General features: G+C 39.0%; 10 protein-coding genes. 4 read left to right on the forward strand and 6 right to left on the reverse strand.

Features of this window, described 5'->3' with window-relative positions; translation table 11 throughout:
* Positions 1-151 precede the first annotated feature (151 nt).
* Complete coding sequence (locus CEF13_RS23770; protein ID WP_102714602.1) at positions 152-2536, reverse strand: AraC family transcriptional regulator; 2385 nt, start codon at positions 2534-2536, stop codon at positions 152-154.
* Positions 2537-2774: 238 nt separating this feature from the next.
* On the opposite strand from CEF13_RS23770, the gene CEF13_RS23775 reads away from it, so the two are divergent.
* From CEF13_RS23775 to CEF13_RS23785, 3 genes are read left to right on the forward strand one after another with little or no spacing between them, the layout of a single operon-like run.
* The gene (locus CEF13_RS23775; RefSeq protein ID WP_102714604.1) at positions 2775-3728 is read left to right on the forward strand and encodes an ABC transporter permease; all 954 of its coding nucleotides are present in this window, start codon (positions 2775-2777) and stop codon (positions 3726-3728) included.
* A 39-nt stretch (positions 3729-3767) separates the two neighbouring features.
* On the forward strand, positions 3768-4655 hold the full coding sequence (locus CEF13_RS23780; protein WP_102714606.1) for a carbohydrate ABC transporter permease: 888 nt from the start codon (positions 3768-3770) through the stop codon (positions 4653-4655).
* A 50-nt stretch (positions 4656-4705) separates the two neighbouring features.
* Positions 4706-6295, forward strand: a complete 1590-nt coding sequence (locus CEF13_RS23785; protein WP_102714608.1) for a DUF3502 domain-containing protein — start codon at positions 4706-4708, stop codon at positions 6293-6295.
* A 190-nt stretch (positions 6296-6485) separates the two neighbouring features.
* Here the strand turns inward: CEF13_RS23785 and CEF13_RS23790 are convergent, their stop codons facing one another.
* The 3 genes from CEF13_RS23790 to CEF13_RS23800 all read right to left on the reverse strand — a co-directional run bounded on the left by CEF13_RS23790 (position 6486) and on the right by CEF13_RS23800 (position 11351).
* Positions 6486-8585: a DUF5054 domain-containing protein gene (locus tag CEF13_RS23790; RefSeq protein ID WP_102714610.1), complete on the reverse strand. Its 2100-nt coding sequence runs from the start codon at positions 8583-8585 to the stop codon at positions 6486-6488.
* Between the two features lie 75 nt (positions 8586-8660).
* A complete protein-coding gene (locus CEF13_RS23795; RefSeq protein ID WP_208414681.1) occupies positions 8661-10409 on the reverse strand; it encodes a class I mannose-6-phosphate isomerase in 1749 nt (582 codons plus the stop codon).
* A 3-nt stretch (positions 10410-10412) separates the two neighbouring features.
* Positions 10413-11351 carry an ROK family protein gene (locus tag CEF13_RS23800; protein ID WP_102714612.1) on the reverse strand — a complete coding sequence of 313 codons (939 nt, stop codon included), beginning with the start codon at positions 11349-11351 and terminating at the stop codon, positions 10413-10415.
* 217 nt (positions 11352-11568) lie between these two features.
* On the opposite strand from CEF13_RS23800, the gene CEF13_RS23805 reads away from it, so the two are divergent.
* The gene (locus CEF13_RS23805; protein WP_166742903.1) at positions 11569-12462 is read left to right on the forward strand and encodes a helix-turn-helix transcriptional regulator; all 894 of its coding nucleotides are present in this window, start codon (positions 11569-11571) and stop codon (positions 12460-12462) included.
* 951 nt (positions 12463-13413) lie between these two features.
* Here CEF13_RS23805 and CEF13_RS23815 read toward each other — a convergent pair.
* Together CEF13_RS23815 and CEF13_RS23820 are read right to left on the reverse strand one after the other, a co-directional pair.
* Positions 13414-14865 carry a response regulator gene (locus CEF13_RS23815; RefSeq protein ID WP_166742902.1) on the reverse strand — a complete coding sequence of 484 codons (1452 nt, stop codon included), beginning with the start codon at positions 14863-14865 and terminating at the stop codon, positions 13414-13416.
* Positions 14792-16669 carry a cache domain-containing sensor histidine kinase gene (locus CEF13_RS23820; RefSeq protein WP_102714619.1) on the reverse strand — a complete coding sequence of 626 codons (1878 nt, stop codon included), beginning with the start codon at positions 16667-16669 and terminating at the stop codon, positions 14792-14794. Before CEF13_RS23820 ends, CEF13_RS23815 begins: the two co-directional genes overlap by 74 nt.
* Between the last annotated feature and the right edge of the window lie 69 nt (positions 16670-16738).

A 16738-nucleotide genomic window follows, 5' to 3' on the forward strand; every position in this document is an offset into this window, starting at 1 on the left:
TTCACTATTTTTTAATAGTCTCAAACAATTTCCGTATTTATTACAGAAGAACAGCAGATCCGAAAGCTCGTTATAGCCGATGCCTTTCAAGCTAACAAAAAAAAAGCCCAATTCCGCAATGGAATTAGGCTCTTCTGCAGCAAATCTAATATTAAACTGTCATATCATTTTCATTATCTATTTCTTGCCCCAGCTGCAGTCTGTATTCACTCAGGGACATGCCAAAATGCTTTTTAAAGCGCGTATAAAAATAATTATTCTTCTCTAGTCCCACCTTGTCGATAACAGACGTTAAAGGCAGTTGCGTATTACGCATATATTCATCCAGCTTTTGCATTCGCGTATCGAAAATATACTGCGCTATAGACTGTCCATGTGCTGTTTTGAAAATTTGGCCTATATAGTTCGATGATAGCCGTAGTTTTTCGGCGATAAAGCTAAGGCATAATTCTGTGTTGGAATATTCTTGATTGACAATTCCGATAATGCGTAGTATCAAATGGTCATTACTATTAGATGTATTTCTGATAGCTCCTACCTTATAACTTAGCTTCTGTAAAAACGCATCCATCACGCTGTCTATATCTGTACTCACCTCTGCATTTTGGATCCCGCGCAAAAACTGCTGTAGCGTTAAATCCTGGCTATCCTTTACAGCAGGCATCTTACTTAACACATTGGAGTAAATGCTGTAAATCAAATGGACAATGCAATACACGATTTCGTCGTACATGTATTGATATAGCATCGGACTTATCGTTTGATAGATTGCAGCAGCAGATTCATAATTGCCCTCGAGCACCTTCTCAACCAACTGCTCCTCTTTCTTGATGGAGATGTGGAAATTATCTGTGTTGATTTCATCCATCATGTAAGGAGTAATAATAGAGCCATGTCCATAGCGCATCTTCAAGAGAATGGAGCCCTTCATATTATTATACATGCTAGGCAAATGCTCGAGCCCCTGAAACATCGTGCTATACGCCATTGATAAAGAAATACGGAGATACTTAAGTGTATTACTCTGCACCTCACGCAAATAACGCTCTACTTTCTCCTGCAGCACTTTATATTGGGTTACTGTGAAACAATCCATAAGCACTACGAATTTATCGGGTTCACTGCTGAAGATTTCACACACACCATAGTCCCCTGCCAGTTCTGTTGCAATATTCACAATAGCATAGCGTAGTGCCCATCGTTCCTTCTGGCTATTCACAGATACAAATTGGCTGTAATTATCGATTTTAATGAGACACATACAAAGCTGACTGGTGGCGATATAATCCAAATTGATGTCATGCAGCTTCTCCAGCACTTTGTCTTTGGTGTGTGTGGTACTATCACTTAATAATGCATTGAGAAAATCTTCTTTGACAGCATAACCTGCTTCATGAATTATTTTGTCAAGCTGTTGATTTTTCTCTTTCATCGATTCGAACACAGACAAAATATAGTTAAATTCCTCCATTCCCGAAACAACTGCATCATTTTTTTCGGGAGCTTCGCCGTTTATAATTTTCGTAATCGTTTGAATCGGATAGTTCAGTCTGCGAGCCAAATAGAGACAAATTACTGCACAAATTATGAATATAACAACTACGATACCTACAGACATAAATGACGACTTAATTACCTCTTTAAACGTTTCTTTAACAGGAGTTAGCCCCATGATGTACCAGTTATTTGCATTACTTTTGCTGCTTGATACAAGGTAGCTGATTCCGCCAATTTTTCTTATCTGATTATTGCTTCTTTCAAGTTCATGTGCTTCCTGGCTTAATGCGCGTACTTCACTCATATTTTTTTCAAACTCTGGTGTGAACGTCTTACTTAGAATAGACCCGTTCGTATCAACTACTAAAAAGGACGATTTCGTTTCAGGGTCATTGCCATTTATCGCTTGAATTGAATCCGTAAGCGCTTTCGTTCTGATGTTGACGACAATAGCATTTTTCAAGCCTGACGAGGTCACTCCCGGTTCAAATAATATATAGGAGCATGTATCAGCCGATTGCGTTGCTTCTTCTACAGATGTCACAATAGGCCGGCCACTATACTCAGCTACAAATTTTTTTTCGGTTAGCAGTGCCACAATCGCCTGATCTGAAAATGTAGAGACTGATTGGCGTTCGCCGGTCCTTGATGAATAAATAACATCCAACCCCGTATTGTAAAGATACACGCTCTCGATATCTTTTAGTGTTAGGAAGTGCCTATCAATGACCTTACTTGCCACAATCGCCACGAGCTCATCATTTTTCTTCATATTAATAAATTGGAGAATATCTTTATCGCTGTATAGCGTATTCCCCAATTTTTTTACAGTCTCATCTAGGTAGGTAATACTGTAATTGTAATGTTCAATCAGCTCATGATTAAAACGGTTTATCATTGAAATACTAGTGCGCAAATAATTGATGGTCAAAAATACAGTAAGCAACGCAGTGATAAGAATCGTAATAATCAGAAAAGAGAAAAACGATTTACGTAGGAAGCTCGTACTGCTTCTTTTTATTATACTCGTTTGCTTCATTGTGACCCCCTAGTTAATACGACTTCGATTTTCTATGTATTTATAATTATTACGACAATAGTACAAGCTTTCATATAAAGTCGCAACCATTAATGATTCTTCGGAGATTTTATTATTTTTTAGAGTTGTCTTGTGTAGAAAAACTAAGAGAATGATATTTTTGTTTGTTGAGGAAAAAAAAACCTCCAAATAAGATAAAGGAAGACAGAAATGCAATGCAAGGACGGGGGTGAACTAAATGAAACTAATTGCAAAACCAATTTATAACAGAACATTGCGCAGCGCACGCAATCAATTTCCTTTCTATCTTATGATGTCGCCTGGTTTATTATTTATTGCCGTCATGTGTTATATCCCAATGGGCGGTGTTCTTATCGCCTTCAAAGATTATAAAGCTCGCGATGGTATATGGGGAAGCGCATGGATGGATCCGCTGTTCAAAAATTTCGAATTTTTCTTTAAATCTGAAACAGCAAAAATTGTTACGTTCAATACACTTTTCTACAATATAGTAGAAATGGTTACCGTTACTCTCGGTGCTCTAGTATTGGCCATTCTATTGAGCGAAGTAAAAAATAAATTTCTCTCAGCCACCTATAAAGGTTCGATATTGCTCCCAGTCTTCCTATCATGGATTGTAGTCCAGTATATTGTGTTCGGTATGCTTAGTGTAGACCGAGGCATTGTCAACAATATCATTACGTCAAATGGTGGAGAAGCAATTCACTGGTACAGTGATCCTTCGTATTGGCGCTATATCCTTCCCTTTGCCTATCTGTGGAAAAATATCGGCTACTACTCCGTATTGTATGTAGCAGCGATCGCAGGGATTAGTACTGATTACTATGAAGCTGCGCAATTGGATGGTGCTTCGAAGTGGCAGCAAGTCAAATATGTTACACTGCCGCTGCTGAAACCGATTATTATCGTCCTTTGTCTGCTATGGGTTGGTAAGTTGTTCAATGGCGGATTAGGCGACTGGAATGGATTCTATACCCTTTCCAATGATTCAGGAGCACTATATGGTGCAACGGATGTTATCGATACCCTTGTATTCCGCTCTCTGAAAAAGCTGAACGACTATGGTATGTCGTCTGCAATTGGTTTATATCAGGCAGTAGTTGGCTTCGTTCTTGTCCTGATTTCTAACTATATTATTAAAAAAACAGACCCCGACAGCGCCTTATTTTAATCGATCAGCGTAGAGAAAGAAAGGAAGGAAGGGAGTTCCATGGTAGTAAACAAGTTTCATCTTTCAAAAGTTATGATTCATCTCATTTTCATTATATCTGCTTTAGCCTGTATCGTTCCGCTGCTATTAGTTGTATCGATATCGTTTACATCTGAAAAGTCGCTTATGGTTGACGGATATCATTTAATTCCCGAAGTGTTCGATTTTTCATCTTATCGCTATGTATTTAGCGGAGCAGGCTCGATTACCAATGCATACGGCGTTACGATCTTTGTAACGGCTGTCGGTACACTGTTGCATTTGTTTGTTACTTCAATGCTGTCGTATTCGTTGACGCGCCCTGAAGTTACATTTCGCAATGCACTCACTTTATTCGTATACTTTCCAGTGCTGTTCAATGGCGGACTTGTTCCATCATACATTTTAATTACACGTTATTTGCATCTTAAAAATACGATCTGGGTACTCATTGTCGTCTACCTTGTGTCAGCGATTAACGTGCTGATTATGAAAAATTTTTTCAAATCGATTTCTAATTCCTTGTTCGAGTCTGCACGCATAGACGGTTCAGGTGAAATTCGTACTTTTTTCAGTATTGCACTTCCGCTTTCTAAACCTTCACTGGCGACTATCGGTCTGTTCACAGCGATATCCTACTGGAATGACTGGATGACCACTGCATTGTATATCGAAACGCCGAAGCTGTACACCTTGCAATATTTACTGCAATCTTTAATGAACAATATTGGTTATTTGCAAGCCAATGCAGCAGCCTCTAAATCTATCGAAGCCGCTATCGGCATGCTTCCTAGCGAAGGAGCACGGATGGCTACCTGTGTACTTGCCATCGGTCCGATTATATTACTGTATCCATTCCTACAAAAGTATTTTGAAAAAGGCTTAACAATAGGTGCTGTAAAAGAATAGTTTTACAGACATCCAGTTGAGAATACTAATAAAATTTTAGGGGGATAACAATGAGAAAATTTTCTATGATGTTGATCAACTTAACTCTGCTTCTCACGATGATACTGTCTGGCTGCTCGAAGGCTACACCAAACGCTAACGGCGATCCTACGGCTACACCAACTGAAACAAAGACTCCAGAAAAAGAAAAAGAAAAACTAGTTGAACTTAACTTCTACATGATGAACGGACCAGTGAATGAGTCTGACCGTATTATGAAAAAAGCTAACGAAATTATTGGTGAAAAAATCAATGCCAAATTGAATTTTATTAATGTAGACGGCGGTACTTATGCAGATAAAATGAATCTGATGATCAATTCTGGCGACGACTGGGATCTTGCTTTCACTGCATTCTGGGGTGGAATTAACTTTTTCGAAAACGCTGCTAAAGGTGCATATGCAGACTTAACTGACCTTCTTCCTAAACTTGCGCCTGAAACGTATGCTCGTGTCCCTCAAGGTCTATGGGATGGTGTGAAAGTAGACGGTAAAATTTACGCATCTGTCAATTATCAGCAATGGGGCGTTGCAAAGCGCAACGGATTCTACTTCCGCGAAGATATTGCTAATGAAGTAGGATTTGATTGGAAAGCTGTAAAAGGCAAGCCAACAATTGAAGCTCTACAAATGGTTGGACCATTCCTTGGCGATGCATTAGCTAAGCATCCTGATATGATCGGATGGGAAACTAGCTCTAATTATAGTTTCTTTGCCAATGAGCCACTTTACTGGGATATGGAGCCTGTAGGTGATATGACAACTCCTGGCTGGATCAATCTTAATACTCCAGACAAAGTTATTAACCAATTTGAAACTCCTGAATTCGTTCAATACGCAGAAATTATGCGCGACTGGTATAATAAGGGCTATGTTCGTAAAGATGGTGCAACGGTAAAAGATACGACTCCTGATCGTAAAGCTGGAAAAATTATTTTTGCGGCAGGTTATGGCTGGCCTGACAGCATCGATCTTCCTGGTCAAGAGATGGGCATGTCCATGACGGAACACAAAAATGCCCCTGCGGTATCCGTATCAACTACTCGTACACTTATTTCTGCAGGAGCTGGCTCCAATGCAGCAGTTGCTGTCAATTCAGGTTCAAAACATATTGAAAAAGCTGTACAGTTAATTGAGCTACTAAACACTGACGATGATCTATACAAACTAATTACATTAGGTGAAAAAGACGTTGACTACACATTCGACGAAGCTGGTAACTTCACTAATATTGAAGGCAAATATAACTTCAACTGGAATGACTGGCAAATCGGTCAATCTTATAGCCCAACATTCAACCGTGCTGAATATAGCAAAAATGCAGCTGGTGAAAAGGGTAAAGAAGCTATGTCCATCGTTTATGAAAATGATAAAACAGCAGATGTTTCGCCATTGTCAGGCTTTGTATTTGACCCGACTCCTGTAAAAACGCAAATCGCCAACGTTTCTTCTGTTACTACTGAGATGATTCCGGCAATCAGTTCTGGTTCAATTGATCCAACTACAGCTGTATCTAAATTACTTGAGCGTTTGAAAAATGCTGGCGTAGATGACATCATCAAAGAAAAACAAGCTCAATATGATGCTTGGAGAAACAAATAAACTCACAATCCTTAGCAAAACCCGGTGTATCGATTAATATCGAGCACTGGGTTTTTATTTTAATGAACCAATTTTTCATTATACTTTCTTCATTCTAGTCTTCCTTTTGTAAACTTGTGTTCTGGCATGACTGTTACATTCTCCACAGGCATCGACTGCACTAGTAAGTTCTTGTTGATACCTTTCCCCTTTATTGATTTATTTTAATCGAAAATCTAAATTTGGCGTTTTCTTCAAACCACATTGGGAAGTTGGTACCCCAAATATTATTGTGCAAATTAAAGTGCATGCCGCCGTCCAAAGAAGCAAAGCTATGATCGAATTGTAATAACCTCTTCTCACCAGGCGACACTACAAGAGCATCCAATGTTTCCAATTGAACTTTCCCATCACTTCCATCATAGTAAACACCTGAATTGACCGCGTGTAAATTACGATTTCCGTTCTTTACAACCTTAAGCGGAGACACCAGCTGCCCTAGCTTATCCATCTTCCATAAGTTCGGATTATCGACTTTTAAGCCAAATGAAAACCAGCTTGCTTCTGGCAGTCGGTTTGCTTGTTTATTGAACCAGCTTATATCGACATCGATTTTCTGTTCGTTTTTATAAAATTTGTAGTCAATTTGAATATGTTGAGGCGATCCATTTACTTGAACGCATTCAGAAGGCATGACGAGCTGCACCTGCACCTGGTCGTAAAGCTCCTTGGCTTGATTGCTGATGCAGATCAAATTCGGAGAGTATCTTCTATGTTCAGGTCTCGGATCCGCAAATTCCATTCCTGGCTTGCCCCAATCTGCATCCGCCCAGTGATAGGTTTCTCGCAAATTGACTACATAAGCTTGGAACCACTCATTGTAATTTTGATGACCAAACGTTTCATATTGAAAACATCCTAAACGATGATTTTTATCTGCCCAAACCTTTCCTTTACTATCAATTAGCCTGCAAATTGAGCCTTCATTATCAAACTCAACCTGAAATAGCCCTAGCTTATTAATGCGATGAGCGCTAAGCTCCAACCCTTCTTGAAGCGTTTCTTGTTTCGGAACTAATACTGCAAATGCTTCCGCAACTTCCTGCTGCTTGTCTTGGGTTAAACAACGAACAGCTTGATGGATATATTCTCGTTGTTCTTTCCATGAGCTTTCGAAATGACTGTAGGTTCTCTTCACATCAGACGATTCAAGTAACTCCAAAGAAGTACCATTCATTACGAACGGTCGCAAGTAACGATAATTGTCATAAATAGCCTCTTGTGAAACGCTGTCTTCCCGTCTTGCTGCTTGGAAATCCTTAATCGAGTAATTTTTGTAATCGGCCAAAAATGTCTTTTCATCCAACCCCCATGTATGCTCCGGAACTAAAATGAGTTGACTGCAAAATTCAGCATATTCTACATTTTCCGGATTAAATCTTCCTTCTGCTATCCATTTATCTCGAAGTCTTAACAATTCTCGGTATTGTGACATTTTCACAGGATCTGTAGCTGCACCATGAATCCAAGTATCACCTATCTCTTCGTGAACGACAGGCAATTTCTCTTTCAAAGTGATCAGCTTCTCAGCAAACTCATCCATTGTGGAAGCCACTATCGTCGCTCCGGGAAATTGCTTGGCAAGTCGCATAAACTCTGCTTCAATTTCGGCGGCGGAAGGCGGTCCCAAATTATCGCCTGTATGAGCAAACACCATTGCTTCTTCCATTCCCTCAATTTCCACAACATTCCCATAATTTTTCGCATAATTAACGATAACTTCTGATCCATCTTTATTTCTCCAAATAAAAATATCGGGCACATTGGGCACTTTGGATGATGGATTCACACCTAAATGTAAGTATTGAATACCAAACTTTGCTAAATTAGGAATCATGGCGATCGTATGCCCTGGGACATCGGTCATTTTGGCAGTAATAATGTTTTTCCCATATTGAGCATTTAGCTTTTTACTAATCGACAATCCATATTCCAATAAAGCTGAATCCATAAGCTCCGTATGAGTAGTAAAAGGTAGTCCATGCCATGTCATGATTCCATTATTAATAGCTTCCTCCATTTCTTGCTGCTCTGCCTCGGAAGCTTGCTTGAGATACTCATCAATTAACCACGATCCCGTTGTCCAGACGAATTGCGCTGTCCCACCTTGCTGCCTTAACTGTTTTGCCAATTGTATCGCTTGCGGAATATAGTGTTTAAAATACTTTTCCTTTACATTCTTCGCCAAATCGGTGAACCCAATATCCAAATGAGTTTTGAAAATAACATGAATTTTTTTATAAGAGCTCATATAATAACCCCTCACTAGAATATTCAAAATTATACCTACCGTTTTCAATTTTGCTCATTTTCAACCATTTGCATTTTATGTTCTAACATACGCTTTAATGGTTCCAATTTCTTTTCCTACACTGCTGCCATAAGGACGGATAGAATAGCTGCCAACTACTGCAGGTATAATAAATGTCTCAGCATAGTGAACTACAAATGGCTCAAAGGCCGCTGTCGGGCTTTCAACTATAGCTTCTTCGCCCTCGATTAGATTGAGAACATTAACACCCCCATTGGTGTTGTGAATGACTGGTTCAGTAAACCAATGTCTTCTCGTTTCAATAAACTCTCTTTCGTGTAGACCTGTTTTTTCTTCGATCCATCCAGCGCCTTCATCGACTTTTTCTATTCTATTAATAATGTTTTCACGAGCCCATGTCTCATCTCTTTCCCACTGAATATTAGCTATTCCATGTTCAAGATGAACCGGTCGCGGCAAGCCATCCATTCCCAATCGTTCCCAATCCCATAATTTGAATGTGAAGTAATTGGGTGTTGCACTTATTTCTAGCACTAAGCTATCTTTCCCCTGTGAATGAATAGTGCCTGCTGGAATTAAGAAATGATCATGCTTTTGGGCTGGAAATTGATTAATATACTTCTCATCATCAAATTTACAACCTTCTTCATATGATCGTTGTAAATCACCAATCATTTCATTGGAATCAATTCCATCTTTGACCCCCAAATAAACGATAGCGTCTTCTTCTGCATCAACAATATAATAGCTTTCGTCTTGCGTATAATGCACGCCAAACGTTTGTTGTACATACTCAACCAATGGATGAACCTGTAAGCTAAGATTTCCTCCTTCAAAAGTATCCAAAAAGTTAAATCGAATTGGGAAATCTGCTCCAAAACGTCCATATACCTTTTCACCTAAAAGTTCAACTGGATGTCTAAGCACGGCATTAATAGCTGGAACTTCAACCTTCACGTCTCCGAATCTTAGAAAAAGACTATTTTCCTCTGGGACGCCATTAAAGCTCCAAGCATAGTTTTCCACTGACGGATCAAGACCAAGCTTTTCTTTCATCCATTGTCCACCCCATACTCCAGGGGCAAAGTAAGGAACGACACTAAAGGGCTGATTAACTGTTTGCATTAATCCAGCTAAATAAGTTGCCCCCTCCACTAGCTTTGGTTCATTATTAGTGTTCGTATCTAATAAATAATCTATTTTTTCAAAGAGCTTTCTTTTATGTCTGTCTGCAACCTGCCATTCAAAGAAATAACCTCTTTTAATCTTTCTAACAGCATCCTCATTACGATTGTTTGCTTTCCAATTGGAAATTTCATTATGACTATATCTTCTTTGAATTTCCCATCTTGCTAGATCAGCATAGACAAGAATATCAGGTTCATATACAAGAGTAGCACCTGTACCGTAAATAATAATTAATCCGTTATCGATATTGCTAACATCACTTCTAGCTGCTTCTAACCGTTCAACATCTAAAAAATCCGCGAAATTGTGAAGCGACATTTTCCCAAATACTCTGTCATCTGTTAAATTAAATTGAATCATGTCCGTTACTTTTTCACTAGAATAATATAGATCATCTGTAAACAATGTGTGGGAAGACTCCATCACTGATACTAGATTAGCTCGTAGTTCTTCCAGCTGCACGCCAGGATAGCAATCGATTGTAACGATTGTTTTTTGCTTACCTAATCTGTTTATTGCACTTTTAAGCTCACTCTTAATGTTTTCGTAATCTTGCCAAGCATGCTCATTGGATTTCGATACAAGTACCTCTGGGTACATATTAAAATTAGCCAATTGTTATTCCTTCTCTCTAGTACATTGTTTTAATAGATTTGCTACACCTTTGAATGTGCTTAGTGAAGTTTCTTCGGAGCATTCAATACTTATCGATTTTTCCTCAAGCGTTTCATATATCCCATTCATAAACAAATCTTTACTCTTGGTAATTTGACCACCTAAAATGATCGCATCTGGCTTGAATTTTTCAATAAAGGGATTTAAAGCTTTTCCGATGTCGTTACCGAGCCTTTGGAATAACATTTTCGCTCTTGGGTCTTCGTTTCTAGCCATAACGGCTAATGTTTCTACTTCGTTGTCTACTGTGCTAAGACCTAATTCATTGGCCAGTCGTAGAATACCCCTTTTCGAAATATAATCATCGATAATCGATTCCTTGAACGGTTGATTATAGATCCAGCCATGCTCCGGCACATCTTGTCTATCTTTGACCAGCTTTCCATTTTCCATAAACGCTGATCCTGCTCCAGTACCCATCGTCAAGAAAATAGATTTGTTATAGCATCCTGCCTTACCAGATACATATTCACCTAAAGCAAATAAGCTAGCGTCATTATCAAAAACAATTTGAAACGCATTACTTGTCTTTGCATGAAAAGAGCTTTCTCGTTGAAGGCGATCCAGTAATAGCTCATACAGGTTTACACCATATATTGCTTCAAATTTATCTATCCCTTTGATGTAGCTTATCCCTCTGTCGTAATCAAATGGGCCCGGAAATGCGTAACCAACTCCATTTATTTCAAATTCCTTATCCAAAATCCCATTGGTTTGCTGCTTAATAATAAACACCAAATGTTCAATAATACCTTCTTTAGTCTCTTTTGATTTCGAGGGAAAGATCGCATATGAGTTAGGTACTATTTCCCCTCCCTCGTTTAATACTGCTGATTTTATAAATAAGCCTCCAACATCAAAAGCGATAGAATATTTATTCATGTAATTGCTTCACATCCCATTCTGAAAAAGTCCATTTTTTTGTGTAAGTCATCTTTAGTTAATTTCAGTATAGGGGATATTAACCTCTTAATCTTTTTAGAAAGTGGTCATCTTTTTATAAAATCGAGACATACGTTATACGCGTAAGAAAATATATGGTACTATGATAGCGAAATCATTACTGTCGTTCATTATGTTAATGAGGGAGAAATTTGTTATGGAATGGAATCATTTGTTTACAGAGGGCGCCGTTACGCTTAATCAAGAAGCCTTTCAAGTTAACGGAAGCGATGCCTCCATTTTAATCCACTATTGGGGCGCTCAGCCTGACCATTATAATAACAAGCCACATCAACATTCTTTTTTTGAACTATGCTATATTATTGACGGTAAAGGCATGTATATTGATAATGCACATTCATTCCAGTTAACAAGCGGTTCGCTGTTCCTTTCTCGCCCCTTTGTTATACATCAAATTTTAAGCGAAAATGGATTGAAAATTATTTATGTTGGCTTTGAAATTATACAAAAAGACTCTACTAAAAAATTAGTAGAACTGTTTAAGACATTAGAAAGAACAGAAATTTTTTTTATTAACGATGCTGACCAAACTCCAGTTGTAAATCTGTGGACTTCGATTCTCGTTATAGCCTGTAACCCGCATCTCATGTTTAATGATAGCTTTCAAGGACTATGCTCTTCGTTTTATTCAAGTATTGTTGGATTATTTCATGATCAACAGACAAAACAACAAAAAAATAAAGACATTCGTCTTTATTCGTCTTTAGTCTATCAAGCTAAGCTATATATTCATGATAATCTATCTCAATCTTTACAAATGAGCGATGTAGCCAATTATATTCATATTTCAAAAAGACATTTATCTCGCATTTTCCAGAATGAATTAGGCCAATCGTTTGCAAATTATATTAAAAAAGAGAGAATGAGAAAAGCCGGTATCCTTCTATCAGATACCGACCTCACTCTTAAAGAAATTTCGGAACTCCTAGGCTTTAAAACCGTGCACTATTTTACTACCGTTTTTTCGGCAGAAATGGGCATGCCACCTGGTGAATTCAAGCGAAAGTTTCACCAACAAACGCTGATATAAAACCTGTTGTAGAGATATCGCCATTCGTGGCGCGCATAGGACCTGCTTTATTCCCCCGCTCCTGACATTCCATTAGCTGCTGACGTACATGGTTATATGTTATATCTTTCATACTTACTACCTCGTGCTTGCTACAATACGCTATAAGCTTTCCACGCATGGTTTGATAGTTCCTAATGTTCTTCTCTGTTGTTTTCTTGAACCGTCTATCATCGAGAAAATCCTGATAAGCAAATTTCAACAACCTAAAAAAGACTACCTCCTGTTTTTAGGAAGTAGTCTTTACTAATTATCAATAAAAATTATTGCGGTGCAAAGTGTTTTCTTTAATAAACCTAGAGTTTGAGTAACTCAAGTTATTCAAACGACTATATTGTAGATCTACATTTCCAGCTCCAACCAAGCCACACACTCAACATGTTTCGAGTGTTCAGTGTGAACAAATCTTATACGATATGCCCCTACAATAAAAGACTGACTACATCAATCAAAGTTGATAGTCAGGCTTTATTGTTTAATCCATCCAATCATCACTTCAAGCTATGCATCGTCAGTTGAGTATGTATAGCGACAAATATTTTATTTAGATCGGTAAGGTCGTACTATTGAGTTGTCGGATGTATGCTTCCTGCCGATGTGTAATATCATCTACATTACGCATCAGGATATACAGCAGGACGAAGGTTCCCTTTCTCATTCCTTGCCACATTCCATAAACAAACCTATTGTATACATCTGGCCCATGCTGAGGATCTTGAGTCTCTATGTAATCAAATACTGGATGATGAACTGACGTATGGTTTTATTGGACCGCCCGCCGTATTGTTCTGAGATCAATGCGTTGTACCCATAACATAAAAAATCCGCGTCCTGCGCGGATTTGATTAGGTATATGTTCTTGTCCCCTTACGGGCTTCATCCCAGCCTTTAATGACTTGATCAAACCTTAAATCATGCGTTCCGTTCTACAGTTTCTGATTTTCCTGCATGTTGGTTACTCTCCCTATACTGCGTTGGTGTTTGGCCGAAATTCTTTTTAAACGTTTTAGCAAAATGAAAATAGTCTCGGAATCCAGAGTCTTCTGATACCTCTTGGATGGACAACTGGGTATGTCGAAGCAGCACCGTTGCTTGCTCCATTCTTCGCTTAGTTAAAAATTTCAGGAAATTATCCTGACGTTCTTTGCGAAAAAGATGACTAATATACGTAAAGTTTAGGTTGAACTTCTCTGATAGACTTTGTAAAGAAATATCCTCTTTGAAATGTTCCTCCACATAAGCGACGATCATTTGGAAAGAAACATTGCCATTTGACTTGCTAGAATCCTCTAAGCTGCCTGTATAATGCTTCATAAATAAGCTTTTCAAATGGTCCATCATGTCATAGATACTACTGAATTTCCGCGTCAGTTGCTCAATCGAATAGATTTCCTCTTGGATGTAATAAATGATATGGATAGCGCGATTATAAAAGCTCACAGCATGATCCATTTGGAATGTACCCGCTCGAATCAATTGCTCCATTTCCCGAAAAACCACAGTTAAATGATCGGGATTTCTGGTTTGGTTTAATTGTTCTAGAGCTCGTACAAGGTTGTCGGGAAATATCCCCTTATCTTGTCGAACACGCCAAACACTGGGATGCCCTTCAATAAAAGAATGAAAGGCTGCTATCTCAAGCTGCTCTATTGTTTTCAATATCTGAGTAAGATCCGTCATGTGATGACTGAGGCCAATGCCTTGCACATGTTCAGCGAACGGTTCATCCGACCACACCTTTAGGAGGTGCTCTGAGCAATCTCCCTGCACCAAATATAGCGTTCTGCTAACACCCATTTTCAACGCAATATACGGTAGATGAGCTGGAAAGCTCAACTGTCCTTTACCTGCAGCCATAACCATCGTCACACCAGTTCGCGTATCCCATTGAATACCTAGTTGTCTCATGAATTCATGGGCCTTGTGTAGTTCCTTCGGGTCTTTCTCCTGTAAGCTATAGAGTAATTCCGTATGTAAATGAGAAGCTTCGCTAAGTTTTTTCTTCTTGTATGTCATTAACATTTCAATTATTTCTTTCTCGTCAAATGGCTTTAAGCAATAATCCAAAACGCCGTAATGAATGGCTCTTTTGGCATACTCAAAATCAGAATATCCCGTGGCTATAATAAATTGAGTTTGCAGCTCCAAGCTTTTAGCATGTTCTATGAGCGCTAATCCGTCCAACCCAGGCATCCGAATGTCGGTGAAAACGAGATCTGGCTGCAGCTCTTTGATTTTAACCAATCCTTCATACCCATTAAAAGCTTCCCCAACGATCTCGAAACCAAGACTATGCCAGTCGACAGTCGCTTTCAAGCTTTTCAATACCCATTTCTCGTCGTCGATCAGTATGACTTTGTACATAAGCCGTATCATCCCTTCTGCCAGGTAGTTTAATGGTTACCTCGGTTCCATCGCCAGATCGACTTTCGATCCACAATCCGTAGGGCTCGCCATATGTCGTCCTAATACGATGATGAACGTTCATGATACCCAAATGCTCATTATTCCTCATGCTATCGAGCAGATCAATTCCCTCAAGCTCACTGTGAATAATGTTCAACTTCTCCGCCGGAATCCCTTCACCATCATCTTTGATGGAGATGAGTAGATCACCATTCGACGTCATTTGCCCGTGTAAGTGTAAATGACCTTTCTCCATTTTGTATTCCAGTCCATGGCTAATGGCATTCTCAAGAAGCGGTTGCAGAATCATCTTAATGACCTTACACAAGAGAATCTCCTCCGGGAAATCATAGAAAATCTCAAATCTGCCCTCAAAGCGGAATTTTTGAATGGTTAGATACGATTTTGCCACTTCGAGCTCATCCTGTAAGCGAACTTCTTCTTGTCCTTTAATGCTGTAGCGTAAAATTTTACCCAAAGCAGCCAACATTTCACGTAGCTCCGTAGCACCAATCTCTCCAGCCATGCCTTTCATTGTTTCAAACATGTTATAGAGGAAGTGCGGGTTAACTTGATGCTTTAAATAGGCAAATTCAGCCTGCTTTTTCATCAATTCGAGTGAGTAAATACGGGTCTTACTATCAACAACTTCTTCATTCAATTGATGAATTTCATCCAGCAATTCATTAAATCTGTCGGCCATCAACATAATCTCCTGGTAGCCCTCTAGCTGAAGACGTTGCCGATTTCTTGTCATGCGATCTCCCTTTAAATTCGGAAGATACCTCATGAACGTACGAATAGGACCAATGATATTCCGACTAATTAACCTTAGCAGGAGCAGCAAAATAGGAATGAAAATGGCAATAATCATTAGGTACACTTGGCGTGTTTTTTCTAACCCACGATAAAGCTCTTTCTCGGAATAGACATTCACGATTTGTCCATGAAGCCCAGGCAATTCTTTCTGGTGTACAATGTACATCTCGCCGTGATCATCGCGAAATGTCTTTTCATCCTGTCGTACCTTATCCAAAACGTCCAATTTCTGACCAATGGCAGTAGTGTCATTACTTGCCGAGACAATGCCATTGCGATCCAGCAAATAAAATTCCCCGAACACACTGCCTGCACCGAGTTCAAACTTCGGCACAAACGTATTGACATCGACCAAGACAACAAGATAGCCCAGATTGGCTCCAAAGGCCGTCTCTGGTAAAACATTATTAATGGTCGTTCCGAGTGTGAAGAATGTCTCTTTGTAATTATTACTGCCAACCTGCTTCAATCCCGCATAATATGGCTTAGAACCGTGATAGTTAGCTCCAGAGATATCTGCAACCGTTTCCATAACGGCTTGTTTCTTATTCAGATTCTCCATGAGATTGTGATTATTTCCATTCTTGCCAAGGATAGATATATCTAGGATTCCTTTGCTCGGCAAACTCAAACTTGTAATATAGGAATCGACATTTTGAAAAAGTTCAAATTTCTTAGGGGGATCCGTTTCTTTCAAATACTGCTGCACGGATACACTATAGGCAATAGCTTGCACAAAACCATCCGTTAGTTCAACACGCATTTCAATATATTGCTGAATCTTATCCAGCAGCTCGATGGAATAATCACGGTTCTTTTGATAGATCGTACTTTTGGCTTGCAAATATGTCAGTACCATAATGAATGCCATCAAGAAAAGAAAGACAAGAAAAACAATCATGAACTGCCAGTTAATGGGCCGTTTACGCAAATAACTTGACATGAATTCCCCTCCAATTCTTCTTCAAATGGCAAAAAAACAAGGAATGCCCCCGTCAAATGAACGGGGGAC

The sequence above is a fragment of the Paenibacillus castaneae genome, from assembly GCF_002884445.1.
Classification (GTDB): Bacteria; Bacillota; Bacilli; order Paenibacillales; family Paenibacillaceae; genus Pristimantibacillus; species Pristimantibacillus castaneae.